The organism is uncultured Hyphomicrobium sp., from assembly GCF_902826555.1.
Lineage (GTDB): Bacteria > Pseudomonadota > Alphaproteobacteria > Rhizobiales > Hyphomicrobiaceae > Hyphomicrobium_C.
The window spans coordinates 153,723-170,765 of sequence record NZ_CADEFI010000003.1 but is presented as its reverse complement, the minus strand read 5'-3'; the positions used below and the strand labels follow the sequence as shown (position 1 = coordinate 170,765).

Annotated in this window: 15 protein-coding genes and 1 tRNA gene; 14 read left to right on the top strand and 2 right to left on the bottom strand. The window is 64.8% G+C overall.

Features of this window, described 5'->3' with window-relative positions:
* The first annotated feature begins 127 nt into the window (after nucleotides 1-127).
* Nucleotides 128-204 (top strand) — tRNA-His (locus tag QZV93_RS03115).
* An 8-nt stretch (nucleotides 205-212) separates the two neighbouring features.
* On the opposite strand, the gene QZV93_RS03110 is transcribed toward QZV93_RS03115, so the two are convergent.
* Together QZV93_RS03110 and QZV93_RS03105 are read right to left on the bottom strand one after the other, a co-directional pair.
* Entirely contained in the window at nucleotides 213-464 is a 252-nt protein-coding gene (locus QZV93_RS03110; RefSeq protein WP_295555872.1) for a hypothetical protein, read from the bottom strand.
* A gap of 86 nt (nucleotides 465-550) precedes the next feature.
* Entirely contained in the window at nucleotides 551-1,285 is a 735-nt protein-coding gene (locus QZV93_RS03105; RefSeq protein ID WP_295555871.1) for a Crp/Fnr family transcriptional regulator, read from the bottom strand.
* Between the two features lie 412 nt (nucleotides 1,286-1,697).
* On the opposite strand from QZV93_RS03105, the gene exbB reads away from it, so the two are divergent.
* The 13 genes from exbB to QZV93_RS03040 all read left to right on the top strand — a co-directional run bounded on the left by exbB (nucleotide 1,698) and on the right by QZV93_RS03040 (nucleotide 16,699).
* Nucleotides 1,698-2,801, top strand: coding sequence for a tonB-system energizer ExbB (exbB, locus tag QZV93_RS03100; RefSeq protein WP_363156460.1), 1,104 nt, complete (start codon nucleotides 1,698-1,700; stop codon nucleotides 2,799-2,801).
* Between the two features lie 8 nt (nucleotides 2,802-2,809).
* Nucleotides 2,810-3,295 carry a TonB system transport protein ExbD gene (gene exbD, locus QZV93_RS03095; RefSeq protein ID WP_295555870.1) on the top strand — a complete coding sequence of 162 codons (486 nt, stop codon included), beginning with the start codon at nucleotides 2,810-2,812 and terminating at the stop codon, nucleotides 3,293-3,295.
* Nucleotides 3,292-4,095, top strand: coding sequence for an energy transducer TonB (locus QZV93_RS03090; RefSeq protein WP_295555868.1), 804 nt, complete (start codon nucleotides 3,292-3,294; stop codon nucleotides 4,093-4,095). Before exbD ends, QZV93_RS03090 begins: the two co-directional genes overlap by 4 nt.
* Nucleotides 4,096-4,284: 189 nt before the next feature.
* Complete coding sequence (locus tag QZV93_RS03085; RefSeq protein WP_295555866.1) at nucleotides 4,285-6,723, top strand: TonB-dependent receptor; 2,439 nt, start codon at nucleotides 4,285-4,287, stop codon at nucleotides 6,721-6,723.
* Between the two features lie 163 nt (nucleotides 6,724-6,886).
* Nucleotides 6,887-7,678: a tetratricopeptide repeat protein gene (locus tag QZV93_RS03080; protein ID WP_295555865.1), complete on the top strand. Its 792-nt coding sequence runs from the start codon at nucleotides 6,887-6,889 to the stop codon at nucleotides 7,676-7,678.
* The gene (locus QZV93_RS03075; RefSeq protein WP_295555863.1) at nucleotides 7,675-8,328 is read left to right on the top strand and encodes a PepSY-associated TM helix domain-containing protein; all 654 of its coding nucleotides are present in this window, start codon (nucleotides 7,675-7,677) and stop codon (nucleotides 8,326-8,328) included. The genes QZV93_RS03080 and QZV93_RS03075 overlap by 4 nt, the downstream gene beginning before the upstream one ends.
* A 28-nt stretch (nucleotides 8,329-8,356) precedes the next feature.
* Nucleotides 8,357-8,869, top strand: coding sequence for a DUF2271 domain-containing protein (locus tag QZV93_RS03070; protein ID WP_295555861.1), 513 nt, complete (start codon nucleotides 8,357-8,359; stop codon nucleotides 8,867-8,869).
* Nucleotides 8,870-8,889: 20 nt separating this feature from the next.
* Nucleotides 8,890-9,705 (top strand): DUF4198 domain-containing protein, encoded by an 816-nt coding sequence (locus tag QZV93_RS03065; protein WP_295555860.1) that lies wholly within the window; start codon nucleotides 8,890-8,892, stop codon nucleotides 9,703-9,705.
* Nucleotides 9,702-10,754: an FAD:protein FMN transferase gene (locus QZV93_RS03060; protein WP_295555858.1), complete on the top strand. Its 1,053-nt coding sequence runs from the start codon at nucleotides 9,702-9,704 to the stop codon at nucleotides 10,752-10,754. The genes QZV93_RS03065 and QZV93_RS03060 overlap by 4 nt, the downstream gene beginning before the upstream one ends.
* Nucleotides 10,755-10,840: 86 nt before the next feature.
* Nucleotides 10,841-11,239, top strand: a complete 399-nt coding sequence (locus tag QZV93_RS03055) for a hypothetical protein (RefSeq protein WP_295555856.1) — start codon at nucleotides 10,841-10,843, stop codon at nucleotides 11,237-11,239.
* Nucleotides 11,240-11,405: 166 nt separating this feature from the next.
* A complete protein-coding gene (locus QZV93_RS03050; protein ID WP_295555854.1) occupies nucleotides 11,406-13,145 on the top strand; it encodes an HlyD family efflux transporter periplasmic adaptor subunit in 1,740 nt (579 codons plus the stop codon).
* Nucleotides 13,146-13,157: 12 nt separating this feature from the next.
* Complete coding sequence (locus QZV93_RS03045; protein WP_295555852.1) at nucleotides 13,158-16,274, top strand: efflux RND transporter permease subunit; 3,117 nt, start codon at nucleotides 13,158-13,160, stop codon at nucleotides 16,272-16,274.
* A 23-nt stretch (nucleotides 16,275-16,297) separates the two neighbouring features.
* Entirely contained in the window at nucleotides 16,298-16,699 is a 402-nt protein-coding gene (locus tag QZV93_RS03040) for a hypothetical protein (RefSeq protein ID WP_295555850.1), read from the top strand.
* The last annotated feature ends 344 nt before the right edge of the window (nucleotides 16,700-17,043 follow it).

The following is a 17,043-nucleotide window of genomic DNA, read 5'->3' as shown; positions in this document are numbered from 1 at the left end:
GTTGCGGGACGTTCGCCCCCCTTCTATAAGCACCCTCTCGGCAGCGCCGGGCGGCCTCCTGCGACAACGGGAAGCCCGCGACGGCAGGACGAGACAGGCCCGATATCGCAGGCATGTCCTGACGTGTGCCGCCTTAGCTCAGATGGTTAGAGCGCTAGATTGTGGATCTAGAGGTCCCCCGTTCGATCCGGGGAGGCGGTACCATTAATTAATCAGCCCTTCGACGACCTCGCCCGCGCAACGGCTTCGACCGCTGCGGTCTTGAGCGCGACTGCATCTCCGAATTGCGCATCTGCCGCGGCGATGACCGCGTACGCCAGCTCTTCGCGCGCAGTCGCAATGCGCGCCGGATCGTCGCCATGTTGTGGCGCGAGTTCCGCCCAAGCCAGATCGAACGCCTCGTAGATGACCGCAAGAGCTTCCGGAGTGTAAACCCCGCTGTCGATCAGTCGCCGGAACGGCATGGCATGAAGCTCCGCACGGAGGCACAGGGCCGCCAATCTGCGGCCATGCGCGGTCGGTGTCGGTCATGTTCCAGACGCTTGGAGAATTAGTTCTGGTAGGTCTTCGGCAGATGTTGCGCGATGCGTGCGCGGGTCAGCATGTAGCACTCGCAGGAAACCCGCATCAGCCCGTCCCGATCGAGAATGGTCACGCGCCGCCGCCCGCACGTGATGAGGCTCGCACGTTCGAGCGCATTGATGGCGTTGGTGATCGTCGGGCGCTGCACGCCAAGCATTTCGGCGAGAAGGTCTTGGGTCAGCAGCAGCGTGTCGTCGTCGTTGCGGTCCCGCATCATCAGCAGCCAGCGCGCCAGCCGTTGCTTGAGTCCGTGCGATCCGTTGCAGCCGGCTGAGATCATCACCTGTTCCAGGAAGGCGTGCACATGCGCGAACATCAAGGAGCGGAAAACCGGGATCGTCTCCATGGCGTGCACGAAGGCCGCGCGCGACATCCTGGCCGCCGTGCCCGGCAACTGCACGAAGAGACGGACCGACGACACCTTGGCCCCAAACGCCGCTTGGAAGCCGGTTGAGCCTTCGCGCCCGATGGTCGCCATCTCGATGATGCCGCCGTCGGGATAGACGGCGACAATGGAGATCACGCCGCTGTCTGGAAAATAGACGTGATCGAGCGAGGTGTCGGCGTCGATGAGCACCTCCTCGCGCTCGATTTTCACCGGCTCGAGGCTGGACAGAATTTGACCGCGGATGCGCGCCGGCAGGGCCAGCAGAAGCCTGTTGCGCGGCCAATCCGGAAATTTGGAGCGTTGATTGGAAGCCATGCGACCCAGGACCGAAGCGCCGCAGGGGACGAGACCCTGGCGCAGAAAATCACGGTGGACGAACCCTTGAAGGGTCCGCTTCGTTCCTGGCGGGCAGTGGATTTGGCGTCGCCCACGGAAAAAACTGTGCTTTGCGGCACCGTCTGAGGCCGGAGCAATGTGCTCACCATAAGGTCGAGCTACGCATTGCGGCGCCGGACCCGATCCGGTAGAGCATGGGTCGGAAAGAAACCCGAGCGCCACGCCCGGGCTTTACGGCTTCGATCGACGTTCGGGCCGCCCCAAGCGACAGAATTGCGCAGGGTGAGACCGGCGGCACGGCGCCATCTACGCACGACACAATATTGACAGACGTAGTATAGTTTAATTTATGTCCGGGAAGCGTGTCGTCACAAGGGCGGGTTCTCTAAACATGACCATGTATTCGCTGAACGTTCCAGGATGGCGCCGGCGGGGAGGGGCTGGTCTCCGCCTGCTCGCGGCCACGGGTGTGATCGTATCCATGGTCGCGGCACCGCTCGCCGCGCAGGAGCAGGTCGCCCCTGCCGCAACGCCAGCCCCGCCCGCGGCACCGGCCGCGGATGCATCCTCCCCGCCGCCTGCCGCACCTTCGGAGCCCACCGCGTCCGACACCCAGTCCACGCTCCCGGCTGCCCCGTCCGGCTCGTCGCAGACCACACCGCCGGCGGCGAACGCCACCCAGCCCGCAGCCGCCGCTCCGGATTCGTCGGCCATGCCGAGCGCTCCGTCGACGCCCTCCGTCGCGCCCGATTCTTCCGATGCGAATGCGCCGCCCGCAGCGAGCGCCGTCGACACATCCCATCTCCCGCGCGATCTTTCGCCCTGGAGCATGTTCATGTCGGCCGACATCGTCGTGAAGGCGGTGATGATCGGCCTCGCCTTCGCATCCGTCGTCACATGGACGGTCTGGCTCGCCAAAACGCTCGAGCTCACCTGGGCCAAGCGCCGCCTTTCTCAGGCGTTCTCCGATATCAACGCCTCGTCGACGCTGGCCGAGGCCGGACAACGGCTCGGCGGCAAGAAGGGCATCGTGTCGGGGTTGATCGAGCTCGCGGCCGTCGAGCTGCATCTTTCCGCCGATGTCTCCGACAAGTCCGGCATCAAGGAGCGTGTCGCCTCGCGTCTCGATGGATTGGCCGCAGCAGCCGGCCGCGACATGAATCGTGGCACCGGCGTCCTCGCAACGATCGGATCCACATCGCCGTTCGTCGGCCTGTTCGGCACCGTTTGGGGCATCATGAACAGCTTCATCGGCATCTCTGAGGCGCAGACCACCAACCTCGCCATTGTTGCGCCCGGCATCGCCGAAGCCCTTCTCGCAACGGCCATTGGCCTCGTTGCTGCCATTCCTGCCGTCATCATCTACAACCAGTTTGCGCGCCAGATTGGCGGTTACCGGGCGATGATCGCCGAGGCCTCGGCCGAGGTCATGCGCCTCGTTTCGCGCGATCTCGATCGTGGCTTCAAGGTTGTCAAGGCACGCGCCGCGGAGTGAGGTGAATCATGGCTGCACGGCTCGACGACGGCGGCGACGACCTGACCGAGAACCACGACATCAACGTCACGCCGTTCATCGACGTGATGCTGGTGCTTTTGATCATCTTCATGGTCGCTGCCCCGCTTTCGACGGTGGATGTTCCCGTCGATCTGCCGGTTGCCAGCGCCAAGCCGCAGCCGCGGCCCAATAAGCCGCTCTTCCTCACCGTGAAGTCGGATCTTTCACTGGCCTTCGGCAACGACACCGTCCCTCGCGGAGCGCTCCGCAGCGCGCTCGATGCCGCGACCAGCAGCGACCGCCAGCAGCGCGTCTTCCTGCGTGCCGACAAGACGGTGCCGTACGGAGAGCTCATGGTCGTCATGAATCTGCTGCGCGCTGCCGGCTACCTCAAGGTGGCGCTCGTTGGTCTCGAGGAGGCGCCTTTGCCGCCCGCGAATAAAGGGCCGTCGGCTGCAGGCGCGCCGGCGTCGGGAGCACCCACCAATCCATGATCGGCACCTTCGAGCTGCTGGAGCCCACATGGCGGCGCTGGCGCCGATGGGTCGGCGCCGGACTGCTCGTGCTGACGCTTCACGTCGGCGGCGCCACTGCGGCGCTGTGGAACTGGCCGGAGGAGGAGGCTGACGAAGAGCCCGAAGGCGCCATGTTGCTTGAGCTCTCGCCGATGCCGATCGCGCCCGCCGAGGAGCGCCAGGATCTCGCTCCCGGCCCGCAGGCTGAGGATTCCGTGCCGGTCCCTCCCACCGAGGAGGTGAAGGAGATCAAGCCCGAGGAGATCATTCCTCCCGTCGAGGAATCCCCGCTCGCGCCCGAGCCCGAAGTGGCGATGGAGAAGGTGAAGCCCGTCGAGGAGAAGGAAGAGGAAGAAGAGAAGAAGCCACAGGAGGAGGTACAGGCGCAGACCGTCGCCTCGCTCGCCGCGGCTCCTCCGCCCATCGAGGCGGCCGAGAAGGGGCCGAAAGCGGCAGCGCCCCATCAGGGGGCATCGAGGAAGCCCAACCAGGCGGTGCTCTCCTGGCAAAAGGCGCTGCACCTGCATTTGAGCAAGCACAAGCGCTACCCGGGCGAAGCGCGCAACCGGCGCATTCAGGGCGTGGTGACGGTTGCTTTCACCATCGACCATCAGGGCCGCGTCACCAACACGCGCATCGTCAAGGGATCCGGCTCCTCCCTGCTCGATGACGAAGCGTTGGAGATGTTGTCGCGCGCAAGCCCTCTCCCGAGCCCACCGGAGGATTCCTCCGACGGCGCGCTTAATCTCTCGCTGCCAATCCAATTCAACATCCGCTGACGCTGGCCCGCTGCGCTCGAGTTTGCCTCACAGGTGTGTCCGTAGCGCCCCAGAATCGTTGCTCCATAACTTGACTTAATTAGTATTATTTCATATCGATACCGATGTGAGGCAACGGTAGCAAGGAAACTGACGTAGTCAGCCCCGGTTATCGTAGTGCGTCTGCATTTTCTGGGGGAGATCAAAGGGATGAGTTTGGGGGACGAGACCTCGCGCGGGCGCACGCCTGCGGGGATGGCAGGTGACGCCGCGGCGTTGAGCGCAATGTCGTTCGGTCTGGCTTCGGTGGTTCTGGCGACGGGCGCCAGCGCACAGGAAAAGCAGGAGGCGACGCCTCTTCCGCCGCTCGAGGTGACCGCCAAAAAGGCTGCGGCCAAGAAAAAGTCGGCTGCCAAGAAATCGCCGGCTCCGGCCGCGGCTCCGACGCCGGTCGCCCCTCAAGAACCTGCCGAGTCCTCGCCCGCGAGCCAGGACGCGGCGTTTACTCCCTCGACCGGCAACGCGCTCGAGGCCGGCACCGGCATCGGACGTCTGCCGGGCTCGGTGCAGGACCAGCCGCAAGTCGTCAACGTCATTCCTCAAGCGCAATTGAAGCAGCAGAACACCACGTCCGTTGAGCAGGCGCTGCGCAACGTGCCGGGCGTCACGGTCGCCATCGGTGAAGGCGGCGGCGGCTTCAACGGCGACCAGTTCCGCGTCCGCGGCTTCGAGGCCAAGGGCGATCTCTATGTCGATGGCCTGCGCGATTTCGGTGTGTACGTTCGCGACAGCTTCGCCACGGAGGAGGTCCAGGTTCTGAAGGGTCCGTCCTCCGAGAGCTTTGGCTCCGGCACCACCGGTGGTGTCATCAACCTGCGCCAGAAGACAGCCCATCTCGGGGACGCCAACAGCGTCGACTTCAGCGTCGGAACCGACAACCTTTTTCGCGGTGTCGTCGACATCAACAAGCAGGTCAACGCCACGACCGCGATGCGCGGCGTCGCGCTCTATCACGATCAGGACATCCCCGATCGCGACCATGTCGAATCCGAGCGCTGGGGCTTTCTCGGCTCGATAGGATTGGGCCTCGGCACGGACACGACGTGGACCCTCAACTACCTGCATCAGTCCGGCGAGCGCACGCCCGACTATGGCGTGCCGAACGTAGTCGCCTCCCATCACGCGACAGGCGGTGCGCCGGTAACCGAGCTTGGCGTCGATCGCTCGACCTTCTATGGACGCGTCACCGATCATGACGAGACGGATGTCGACATCATCACGTCCAAACTGCAGCAACGGGTGAATGACGGGCTCACGCTTTTCAACGATAGCCGCCTCGCATTCTATCAGCGCGATTTCTCGACCACGGTTCCCGGTTGCGCGAATTTGGACGCAACGACCCCAAGCACGTGCACCGACAAGTTCCTTGCCGGCGACAATCCGAACGTCAGTTTTGGCGGTGGCAATCCGACGATCATGCAGGAGTCCTGGGGCTTCCAGAACGTCTCCAGCGCCCTGCTTCGGTTCAACACCGGCGCCCTGCGCCACGAAGCTGTGGCGGGTGTGGATGTCTTCTATCAGGAGGATGATCGGCCCGGATACGGTCAGGCTAACAAAGTTGCAAACTCGCCGATCAGAAATCCCGGCCTTCGCTACGCCAACGGCTACGACATCATTCCCAATCCTGCCAACGATCGCTCCAGCGAAGGTTTCGAAATTGGCCTGTTCGCGAGCGACCGCGTTTGGCTGACACAGGAGTTGTCCGTGCTCGCCGGCGCTCGCTGGACCAGCTTCGAGTATGACTTCTTCTTGCGCGGCGGCGCTCAGACCGTCCCCGGTACCGCAGTGGTCGCGGCTGATCGCCACTCGGAAGGTGACGTGTGGAGCCCCAAGGTCAGTGTGATCTGGGAGCCCACCAGTGCTGAGACCTACTATGTGTCCTGGGCACGGTCGGCCGCACCCATTGGCCAGTTTGCGACCAACGCACTGAACCCGATCGCAAATGATGACACTCAGGATGCGGTCGAAGAGCACGAAACCTGGGAAGCGGGCCTCAAGTACAACTTGCTCGACGGACGTCTCGGATTTACCGCCGCGATCTTCCAGGTCGACAAGAACAATGCCGTCGTTCCGGATCTGGATAGTCCCGGTGACGTCGTTCTGACTGGCGAGGCGCAGCGTGTTCGCGGCGTCGAATTCGGCCTCACGGGCCAGGTAACGAGGGCGTGGACCATCGCCGCTGGCTACACCTATCTCGACAGCAAGATCACCGACTCGGCGGCCACGAACCCCGCCACCCATAAATCAGTCATCGGCAACGAGATCGGCGGCGTGCCGGACAGCGCCTTCAGCATCTGGACCACCTACAATCTCTCCGAGAGCGTTATTTCGGGGCCTGGCAAGTGGATCGTCGGCGGTGGCATTCTCTATCAGTCCGACATGTTCGCCGTGAACAACAGCGCCAACCAGTACATCATTCCGGAGCTGTTCAGCCTTGATGCTATGGTGGCCTACGAGATCGAGGGCTGGAGGCTCGCCGTCAACGGCTACAATCTGACCGACGAGCTCAACTACGACCAGTCATTCAACAATCGCGCCATCCCCGGAGCGGGGACGACGGCCATCTTTTCGGTCGGCAAGAAGTTCTGAGGCGCGCGGACCTCGGTCGATTAGGATCCTGGGAAGGGCGCTGTCAGGCGCCCTTCTCTCGTTTTGCGGGCGGGCGCTTCGTCGAGATACGGGGAGGCAATTCCTGCTTTATCTTGATGCCATAGGTCATATATTGCTGGCCGCGGAGGCTGGAGCGCGCGGTATGGCGGCGGATATCAGGATCGAGGACGATTTCGAGCTGGCGGTGGCCGAGGGCCTCTCGTTCCGCACGCTCTATGTCCGCGTCCTCGAAAGCGAGCGTGTGCTGGCGCCCGAGATTTCCGCCGACGAGTTGCGCCAACGCGCGGTCGAAGGCTCCATTGATGCCCAGATCGGCTGGGCGCGCCGCCTGTTGCATGGCGCAGGCGTTGACCGCGATCCGGATGCCGCCTTGCGCTGGTTCAAGCTGGCGGCGCGAAGCGGCGATGCCGAAGCCCTGAATATGGTCGGCCGCTGCTACGAGATCGGCTGGGGCGCTGAGCCCGATCTCGCCGAGGCCGCCGACTGGTATCGTCAAGCCGCCGACAAAGGGCACGCCTGGGGCGAATTCAATCTCGCGAGCCTCTACGCCCAGGGCCGCGGTGTGCTGTTTGACGAGGCAAAGGCGCTGACGTTGCTCGTGCGTTCGGCCCGGCGCGGCAACCCCAAGGCCATGAACATGATCGGCCGCTTCCGGGAGGCGTCAGACCTTCCTCGCCGGCGCGCGCGGTCAGCCGCGCTCTGGTATAGATGGGCGGCGGAGCGCGGTTGTTTCCGCGGCCAGTTCCATCATGCCCGCTATCAGGTGGCCGATGGCCGCGTGAGCGACGGAATCCGCTGGTTCCGTGCGTCCTTGGCACAAGCGCCCGCGGATTTTCGCAGTGAGGTGCTCCACATGCTGAGCGCGCATCCCGCGCCCGAGCTGCGGGAGCTGGCATCCACGGAGCACGCGCGCGAACGGGGGACCAACGGGTGAACGTCAATGTGCGCGATGTCGCCACCGACCGCGCGGCCGAGGCCAACCGCCGCGCCCGGTGGATGCGCCAGCTCCGCCAGTGGCATTGGATCAGCGGCGCCGTGAGCCTCGTCTCCATCCTGCTGTTCGCCATCACCGGCATCACGCTCAACCATTCGTCAGCTATTGAAGCCAAGCCCGTGGTGTCGACGCAGGAGGCGGCGCTCGACAACGCCGTCGTCGAGGCGCTGGCGAAAGAACCGCGAACGGGCCGCACGCCCGTCCCGGCCCCCGTTGCCGCCGCCGTTCTCGCCGCCATCGGCATCGACGTCGTGGGCCGCGAGGTCGAGTGGTCGGAGACGGATGCCTACATTCCGCTCCCGCGTCCGGGTGGCGATGCATGGGTGTCGGTCGAGCGCGACACCGGCGCGTTGACCTACGAGCGGACCGACCGCGGCTGGATCTCTTACCTCAACGATCTGCACAAGGGCCGCCACACGGGCTCGGCCTGGAGCCTCTTCATCGACGTGGTCGCGCTCGCGAGCGTCGTCTTTTGCATCACCGGTCTTCTGCTGCTGCAGATGTACGCCAAGGGCCGCAGCATGACATGGCCGCTGGTCGGCGTCGGCATTGCCGTTCCCGTGCTGCTGGCCTTGCTCTTCATTCACTGAGTTTCCGATCCACAAGCGAAGGTGATCAATGCGCATACTCTTTTCGTTCGGTCTCACCGGGCTCATGGCGGCTCCCGCCCTTGCTGCCGACATGGAGATCTCGATCGAGGTTCCGAAGCTCGACGTGGCCGAGTATCACAAGCCTTACGTCGCCGTTTGGCTCGAGGGGCCCGACAAGAAGGTCGCCGCCAATCTGGCCGTCTGGTACGACATCGCCAATCCCAAGAAGGAAGGCGACAAGTGGCTCAAGGATCTGCGCCAGTGGTGGCGCCGCGCCGGTCGCGAGTTGAAGGTGCCGGCCGATGGATTGACGAGCGCTACCCGCGCCCCCGGCGGTCATACGGTGAAGTTCGACGGCACGAGCGCCGCCCTCAAGGATCTCTCCGCCGGACAGTATGAGCTGGTCGTCGAGGCGGCGCGCGAGGTCGGTGGACGCGAGGTGCTGCGCATCCCTCTGCAATGGCCGCCCAAGGAAGGCACCGCTTTGAGCGCCAAGGGCGAGCATGAGCTCGGCTCTGTTGCCGTCAACGTGAAGCCCTGATCCGACGAGGAGACCGACCCATGAAGTCCATCATTCGCACCGCCGTCGTCCTCGCGCTTTCCGCCGTCGTGCCTGTTGCCGCGCATGCGCACAAAGCATGGCTGCTGCCGTCGTCGACCGTGCTGTCGGGCACGGACGATCTCGCCGTCACCATCGATGCCGCGGCGTCCAACGACCTGTTCTATTTCGATCACCGTCCCCTGCAGCTCGACAGCCTGGTTGTCACCGCGCCGGACGGATCGAAAGTCGCAGCCGAGAACGCCAGCACCGGCAAGTATCGCTCGACCTTCGACGTTCCCCTCAAGGCGCCGGGCACCTACCGCGTCGCCCTTGTCATGGACAACCTGTTCGCGACCTACAAGGACGGCGGAAAGGAAAAGCGCTGGCGTGGCAAGAAAGAAAATATCGCCAAGGAGATTCCCGCGTCAGCAACGGATCTCGTGGTGACGCAAAGCACGCGCCGCCTCGAGACGTTTGTGACCGCCGGTGCCCCCGACGAAGCCGCATTGAAGCCCATCGGCGCCGGCCTCGAGCTTGAGCCCGTCACGCACCCCAACGATCTCGTCGAGAAAAGCGAGGCCGAGTTCAAGCTGCTGCTCGACGGCAAGCCGGCACCGGGCGTGAAGATCGAGATCGTGCGCGGCGGCATCCGCTACCGCAACCAGCTCGGCGACGCGACGGTGACCACCGACGCCAACGGCGTCTTCAAGTATACGTGGCCGGAACCGGGCATGTACTGGCTCGAAGCCTCCGTCGAGGACGACAAGGCCACCGTCGAGGGAGCCAAGCAGCGCCGCGCCGGATACGCCGTCACGCTCGAGGTGCTGCCCGAGTGACACGCGCCGGAAGAGAGACGCAAGCCGCAGAGAGCGAGCGGCGCGTGCTGATCCCCGAACGAATCGCGCCGCCGCCGTTTCCGGGTGAGCTGCGCGTCCTCGCCGTGAAGAAGCTCGGCGGCGAGACCATGGGCACCACTTGGTCCGTCACGCTCGCGGTTCGGCCCGGAACGGATCCCGCTCCGCTCCGGCGGGGCATTGAGGCGGTGCTCGCGCGCGTCATCGATGAGATGAGTCCGTGGAGCCCGGCGTCCCATATCTCGCGCTTCAACGCCGCGCCGGCCGGCTCGTGGCATCGCCTGCCGGCTGCTTTCTTCAAGGTTCTTGTGGCGGCGCTGGCCTGGGCCGGGCGCACGGACGGCGCTTACGATCCGACCGTCGGCGCGGCCGTCAACCTGTGGGGCTTCGGTCCCGAGCCGGCGCATGCGGCGGTGCCGGACGCTGAAACGGTTTATCGCGCACGCGCACGCGCCGGGTGGCAGCGCGTCGTCGTCGACCGCGAGACCCGAAGCGCGATGCAGCCCGGTGGGCTGTCGCTCGATCTTTCGTCGATCGCCAAGGGCTTCGCTGTCGACGAGGTTGCCCGCTTCCTGCAGAGCCAAGGCGTCGTCAACATGCTGGTCGAGATCGGCGGCGAGCTGCGCGGAGAAGGCGCGAAGCCGGACGGCACGCCGTGGTGGGTGGCTCTCGAACGGCCGCGTGCCGCAAGCGCCGAACCCGAAATTCCCGAAACGCTTCTCGCGCTTGCCGGCCTTTCTGTTGCCACCTCCGGGGACGAGCGCCGCTACTTCGATGTGGACGGTCGCCGCTACGCGCATACCATCGATCCGGCGACCGGTGCGCCGCTAACGCATGATCTCATCTCTGTGACCGCAGTTGCCGAGGATTGCATGACCGCCGACGCGGTTGCCACGGCCCTGCTCGTGCTCGGCCCCGAGAAGGCACCGGCCTTCGCGGTGGAGCATCGTTTGGCCGCCCGTTTTGTCCGGCGGGACGGCGGCCGATTGGCGGAGCAACTGAGTCCCGCCCTCGCCGCCATGCTTGACTGATCACCACCGAACGGCCACATGTGTGGGCGACAAAGACCATACGCATTGGGCTTGACCGCCCGCGAATCTTTAGGCTTTCCTGAGGCATGCGCCTGTTGGCTCGCCAGTTTCTGCGCCTTCTCGTTGTTGCCGCCGCCATCAGCGTCAGCGGCATCAACAGCTATGCCGGCGTTCTGGCAGCATTCGACGTGCATGAGCACGGTCATCACGGGCTGCATAGCCATCCTGCTCACGACCACGGGTCCGCACGCGATGTGGACCACGCAACGCTCGATCAGGATCATGACCGTCAGGATCCGGCCTCGAGCGAGCAGCCGTGCACGCACGTGCACGTCCACTGCTGCAGCACGTTTGCGGTTGCCGCGAGCGAATGCGGCCTGAAGTCTGTGACCTTTGCGCCCGCGGCGATTCCGTTTGCGAACTCTCACATTCCGCCCGGGCAGCTCGCCGCACCCCTTTTCCGCCCACCGCGCACGTCGGCCTGATCTCCCGCTCCCGCTTGCTCTCTGTGCTGGCTGGAGCGTCGTGAAGATCGGCGACCTGACAGGGTCTTGAGCGCTTTGCTGCATCCGCCTCGCGTCGCGAGCCGGAAGCAAGCTCCCATCCCATTGTTGGATCGCTGAAGTCTCCTTCGATTTCGAGGCTTGCAGCATGACCCGTCTGGGCTTGACCATTTTCGCCGGCTTCGCGCTCGCCGCGGCCGCGCTCTCGACACCCGCTCTCGCACACGGCGACGACGGAGGCGACCATGGAGCGCCGCCCGCCGGATCCGCTGCGCCCGCGGCGCCAAGGATCGTTGCCGAAAGCTCGGATCTCGAGCTGGTCGCCATCGCGAAAGGCCATGACCTCACCATCTACCTCGATCGGCGCGCCACCAACGAGCCCGTCGACGGCGCCAAGATCGAGGTCATGGGCGAAGGCATCCCGCAAACTGTCGCCAAGGAGATCGGCGACGGCACGTACGAGATCGAAGGTGAATGGCTGGACGCGCCGGGCTCGAAGCCTCTCACGTTCACGGTCGCCGTCGATGGCACCATGGACCTGCTGGCAGGTGTTCTAGTGATTCCGGACGAGGCGGAGGACCACGGCGGCACAACGTCGGTGTGGTCGACGCTCGTCTCCCGTCCCGAATTGTGGCTCTTGGCGCTTGCGCTCGTCGTCGGCGGGTTCGTTCTCGGATTTGCATTCCGCCCCGCGCGGCGGGAAGACCCGGCACCGCTATCCGAAGCCCAATCCGCGCCGCAGCAGGCTTCGGCCCCGAAAGCGCTGAAGAATGCCGCCGGGATCGTGCTTGCCGCAGCGTTCGTCGCATCCGTCCTGCCATGGCCGGCCATCGCCCACGAGGGGCACGATCATGGCGCCGAGGCCGCGCCCGCCCTGCCTGCCGGCACGGCACCGACCAAGCTGCCGACGGGCGAGGTGTTTATGCCCAAGTCGACGCAGCGCCTTCTTGAGGTGCGCACCCAGCCCGCGGCGCCCGAAAAAGCGCAGGCCGCCAGCGAGCTGGTCGGCACCATCATCGCCGATCCGGCGCACGAGGGCCGCGTCCAGGCACCCATGGATGGCCAGATCGAGCTGGCGCAGGGCCAAGTGTCCTTCGTCGGCAAGGAGGTCGAGGCCGGAGACGTGCTTGCTCACCTCGCGCCCGCGATGCCCGTCTACGAGCGGGGCACGCTCGCGCAGGTCACCGCCGACGTCGAAGGCAAGCTGCGCATCGCCGAGCAGAAGCTCGCGCGTCTGGAGCGCATCTCCGGCGATTACATCCCCCAACGCGAGATCGACGACACCAAGACCGAGATCGAGAGTTTGCGGCAGCAGAAGCGCGTGCTCGAACCGAAGAACGAGGAACGCTTGGAGCTGAAGGCGCCCGTCTCCGGCATCATTTCCCTCGCCACGGTTCGCGCCGGCCAAGTCGTGAGCGCCCGCGACACTCTGTTCGAGATTGTCGATCCGAAGCGCATCTGGATCGAAGCCATCGGCATCCCGGGCACCGATGATGAAAGCCAGATCTCCGCCGCCGCCGCTCTCGATGCGGAAGGACACAAGATCCCCCTCACCTTCATCGGCCGCGCCCCTGCCCTTCGCCAGCAGGCCCTGCCGCTCCTGTTTCGTGTCGACGACGCCCACGCGTCGCTCACGATCGGCGGCACCATAAAGGTGCTCGTGCAGCATGGCGCGCCCGTGGAAGGCTTCATTGTGCCGGATGCAGCCATCGTTCGCGCCGGCAACGGGCTGCCGCAGGTCTGGGTCAAGGTCGCGCCGGAGCGCTTTGCGCCGCGTCCGGTGCGCGTCGCGCCGCTGGATGGCGAGCGCGTTGTGGTGACCAGCGGTCTGCAGAAAGCCGACCGCGTCGTCATCCGGGCCGCCGAGCTGATCAATCAGGTTCGCTAGGAGAAACGGCACATGTTCAACGCCATTGTCCGCGGCAGCCTTGCGAACCGCCTTCTGGTGTTCGTCGCTGCCATCGCCATGAGCATCTACGGTCTCGTGACGCTTGCCCGTCTTCCGGTCGACGTGTTCCCGGACCTGAACCGGCCGACCGTCACCCTGATGACCGAGGCGGAAGGTCTCGCGCCGGAAGAAGTGGAGCAGCTCGTCACGTTTCCCATCGAGACGGCCATGAACGGCATGGCGGGCGTGTCGCGCGTCCGCTCGGTCTCCGGCGTCGGTCTGTCCATCGTCTACGTGGAGTTCGACTGGTCGGCAGAGATCTATCTGGCGCGCCAGCAGGTCGCCGAGCGCTTGCAGCTCGTGCGCGAGCAGCTTCCGCCGAATGTATCCGCGCAGATGGGGCCGATCTCGTCGGTCATGGGCGAGATCATGCTCATCGCCATGTCGAGCGAGAAGGCGGATCCGATGATGCTGCGCGAGATCGCGGATTTCACCGTGCGACCCCAGCTGCTCACGGTGCCGGGCGTTTCCCAGGTGATCCCCATCGGCGGCCAGGTGCGCCAATATCGCGTCATTCCCGACCCGCGCCGCATGTCCGGCCTCGACATCAGCTTCGCGTCCATCGAGCAGGCGATCAAGTCGTTCGGCGTCAACACCGGCGGCGGGTTTGTCGATCAGAAGACGCGCGAATACCTGATCCGCAACATCGGCCGCTCCACCCGTATCGAGGATCTGCGCAATCTTGTCGTCGCGTACCGCAACGGCCAGGGGGTGACGTTGAGCCAGGTTGCGGATGTCGATTTCGCTGCCCGCACCAAGCGCGGCGACGCAGGTCTCAACGGCAAGCCGGCTGTCATTCTCGGCGTGCAGAAACAGCCCAATGCCGACACCGTGACCATCACGCGCGAGATCGAGGCCATGCTGCCGGAACTTCAGCGCGTCATGCCGGATGGCGTGCGCGTCACGGATATTCAGTTCCGCCAGGCAACATTCATCGAGAGATCGATCGACAACGTGAAGCGCGTGCTGGTGGAAGCACTCGTCGTCGTCGCCGTCGTGCTCTTCGTATTTCTCCTGAACTGGCAGACGACGCTCATCTCGTTGCTCGCCATCCCGCTCTCGGTGCTGACGACCGTCATCGTGTTCGAGTTCATGGACCTGTCGATCAATACCATGACGCTCGGCGGCCTTGCGATCGCGATCGGCGCACTCGTCGATGACGCCGTAGTTGACGTCGAGAATATCTATCGAAGGCTAGGGCTTCACCGCGCGGAGGGCGGCCGTGACAAGCGCCCGATCGAGGAGGTCGTCGCCGCGGCGTCAATCGAGGTCAGAACGGGCATCCTCTACGCCACGGCCATCATCGTGCTTGTGTTCCTGCCGCTGTTCGCGCTGTCGGGCATCGAGGGGCGGCTCTTTGCCCCGCTCGGTATCGCCTTCATCGTTTCGATTCTGGCGAGCCTCCTCGTTTCGATGACCGTCACGCCGGTTCTCGCCTACTGGCTGATTCCGCGCATGAAGCATTTGGCCGAGCACGAAAGCCCGATCGTACGTGTTCTGAAGCGTTGGCAGAAGCGCGGCCTGGAGCGGTGCTTCGAGCGTCCGGCATTCGTCGTCGGCATGCCGGTGGTGGCCGTGCTGGCGGCGATCGCGGGCGGAATCATGTTGCCTCGCGCGTTCCTTCCGTCTTTCAACGAGGGCACGGTGTTGGTCAGCGTCATCCTGCAGCCGGGCATCAGCCTCGCCGAGTCCGACCGCATCGGGCGATTGGCGGAAAAGATCGTAGCCGAGGTGCCCGAGGTGCATTCGGTGGGCCGCCGCACGGGGCGCGCCGAGCTCGACGAGCACGCCGAGGGCGTCCACAACAGCGAGCTTGACGTCGATTTGCGCCCGTCGGAGCGCAGTCGTGAGGCCGTGCTGGCCGATGTCCGTGGGCGCCTGTCCGTGCTCCCGGCCTCCATCACCGTCGGCCAGCCCATCGCGCACCGGCTCGATCACATGCTCTCCGGCGTGCGGGCTCAGATCGCGCTCAAGATCTACGGTGACGATTTCGACACCCTGCGCGCGCTCGCGTCCGATATTGAAAACCGCCTGCGGCGCATTCCCGGCATTGTCGATCTTCAAACCGAAAAGCAGGTCCGCATCCCGGAGCTGCAGGTCCGCGTCGATTACGGGAAGGCCAAGCGCTATGGGCTCAACCCGAGCACGATCACGGAGCAGCTCGAAACACTGTCCAATGGCCGTGTCGTCTCGGAGATTATCGATCAGCAGAAACGCTTCGACGTCGTGCTGCGCCTCTCGGACGCCGACCGCACGACGCGCGCGCTTGGCGAGATGCTGATCGAGAGCCCGGCCGGGCGCATCCCGCTGAAGAACGTGGCCGAGGTCATAGAGACGGACGGACCGAACCAGATCTTGCGCGAGAACAGCCGGCGCCGCATCGCCGTGCTGGCCAACACCGACGGCTCCGACATGGCGCGCATCGTCGAGGCCATCCGCGCCGAGATCGCAACCGCTCCGCTCCCGCAGGGCTACTTCACGCGCCTCGAAGGCCAGTTCCAGGCTCAAGAGGAGGCCTCGCGCCTCATCGCGCTGCTGTCCGCCGTCTCTTTGGCGCTCATCTTCGTGGTGCTCTACACGCGGTACCGCTCGACGGCGCTCGCCCTCATCATCATGGGCAACGTGCCGCTGGCGCTGATCGGCAGCGTGGCGGCGCTTTGGATCGCGGGGCAGCCGTTCTCGGTCGCGAGCGCCATTGGCTTCATCACGCTGACCGGCATCGCCACCCGCAACGGCATCCTGAAGATTAGCCACTACATCAACCTCGTGCTCTTCGAGGGCGAGCGCTTCGGCCGCGAGATGATCATTCGCGGAACCCTCGAGCGGTTGACCCCCGTCTTGATGACGGCGCTCGCCGCCGGCATCGCACTGCTTCCGCTGATGATCGGCGCCGACGAGCCGGGCAAGGAAATCCTGCATCCGGTCGCCATCACCATTTTCGGCGGACTTTTCACCGCCACCCTGCTCGACGCCTTCCTCACGCCGGTCCTGTTTCTGCTCTTCGGCAGGAAGCCGCTGGAACGGCTCACAGTGGAGCGGGACGCCTCAGTTCACGCCGAAGCTTTCTAGTCCAACACAAAAGGAGACCCTTGATGATCAGACAACTTGCGCTGTCGCTGGCGGCCTTGGCCTTTGGAGCGGGCATTGCGCTCGCCGATGAGGGTCATGACCACGGAAAGGCGCACGACCACGCCGCCAAGCACGGCGGCATCGTCGAGCACACCGGCCACCATCATCTCGAGCTCGTCGCAAAAGGCGGCGCGCTGGAGCTCTACGTGACGCACGAGGACGGCGACGCCGAGGACGCAAGCGCCGCCAAGGCAACGGCGACCGTACTTGCCGACGGCAAGACCGAGCAGGTTACGCTGACGCCGGCTGGCGGCAACGGCCTCAAGGGCTCGGGCGGCTTCAATGCCGGCAAGGGTACGACGGTCGTGATTTCCCTGACCATGCCGGGTCACGAGCCGGAGCAGGTGCGTTTCAAGCTCGATTGAACGAGCCGCACGTGCTGCACACGAGGGCCGCGTTCGCGCGGCCCTTTTTTTGTTGCCTGACGTTCAGCTTCGGCCAACGTCTTTATGTCGCCGAATTTTCGCCGCTTATTCGCCGTTTGTTGCGAGCGAGCGGTAGAGGGCCTCCTGCTCCGGGAATCCGTCACTGAGCGGAACAACTACGAATTTGGGAGTGAGGTCCTATGCATCTGAAGATATGAATTTTTCTGCTGCTCTGACACGCATTCTGGTCGTTGCGATGTATTGCGCACCCGGATTGCGTTCAGTAAGAAGATTAAGCGTTGTCGGCCCCTGGGACCGTCGGCATCTCGAGTAAACCTCTCACG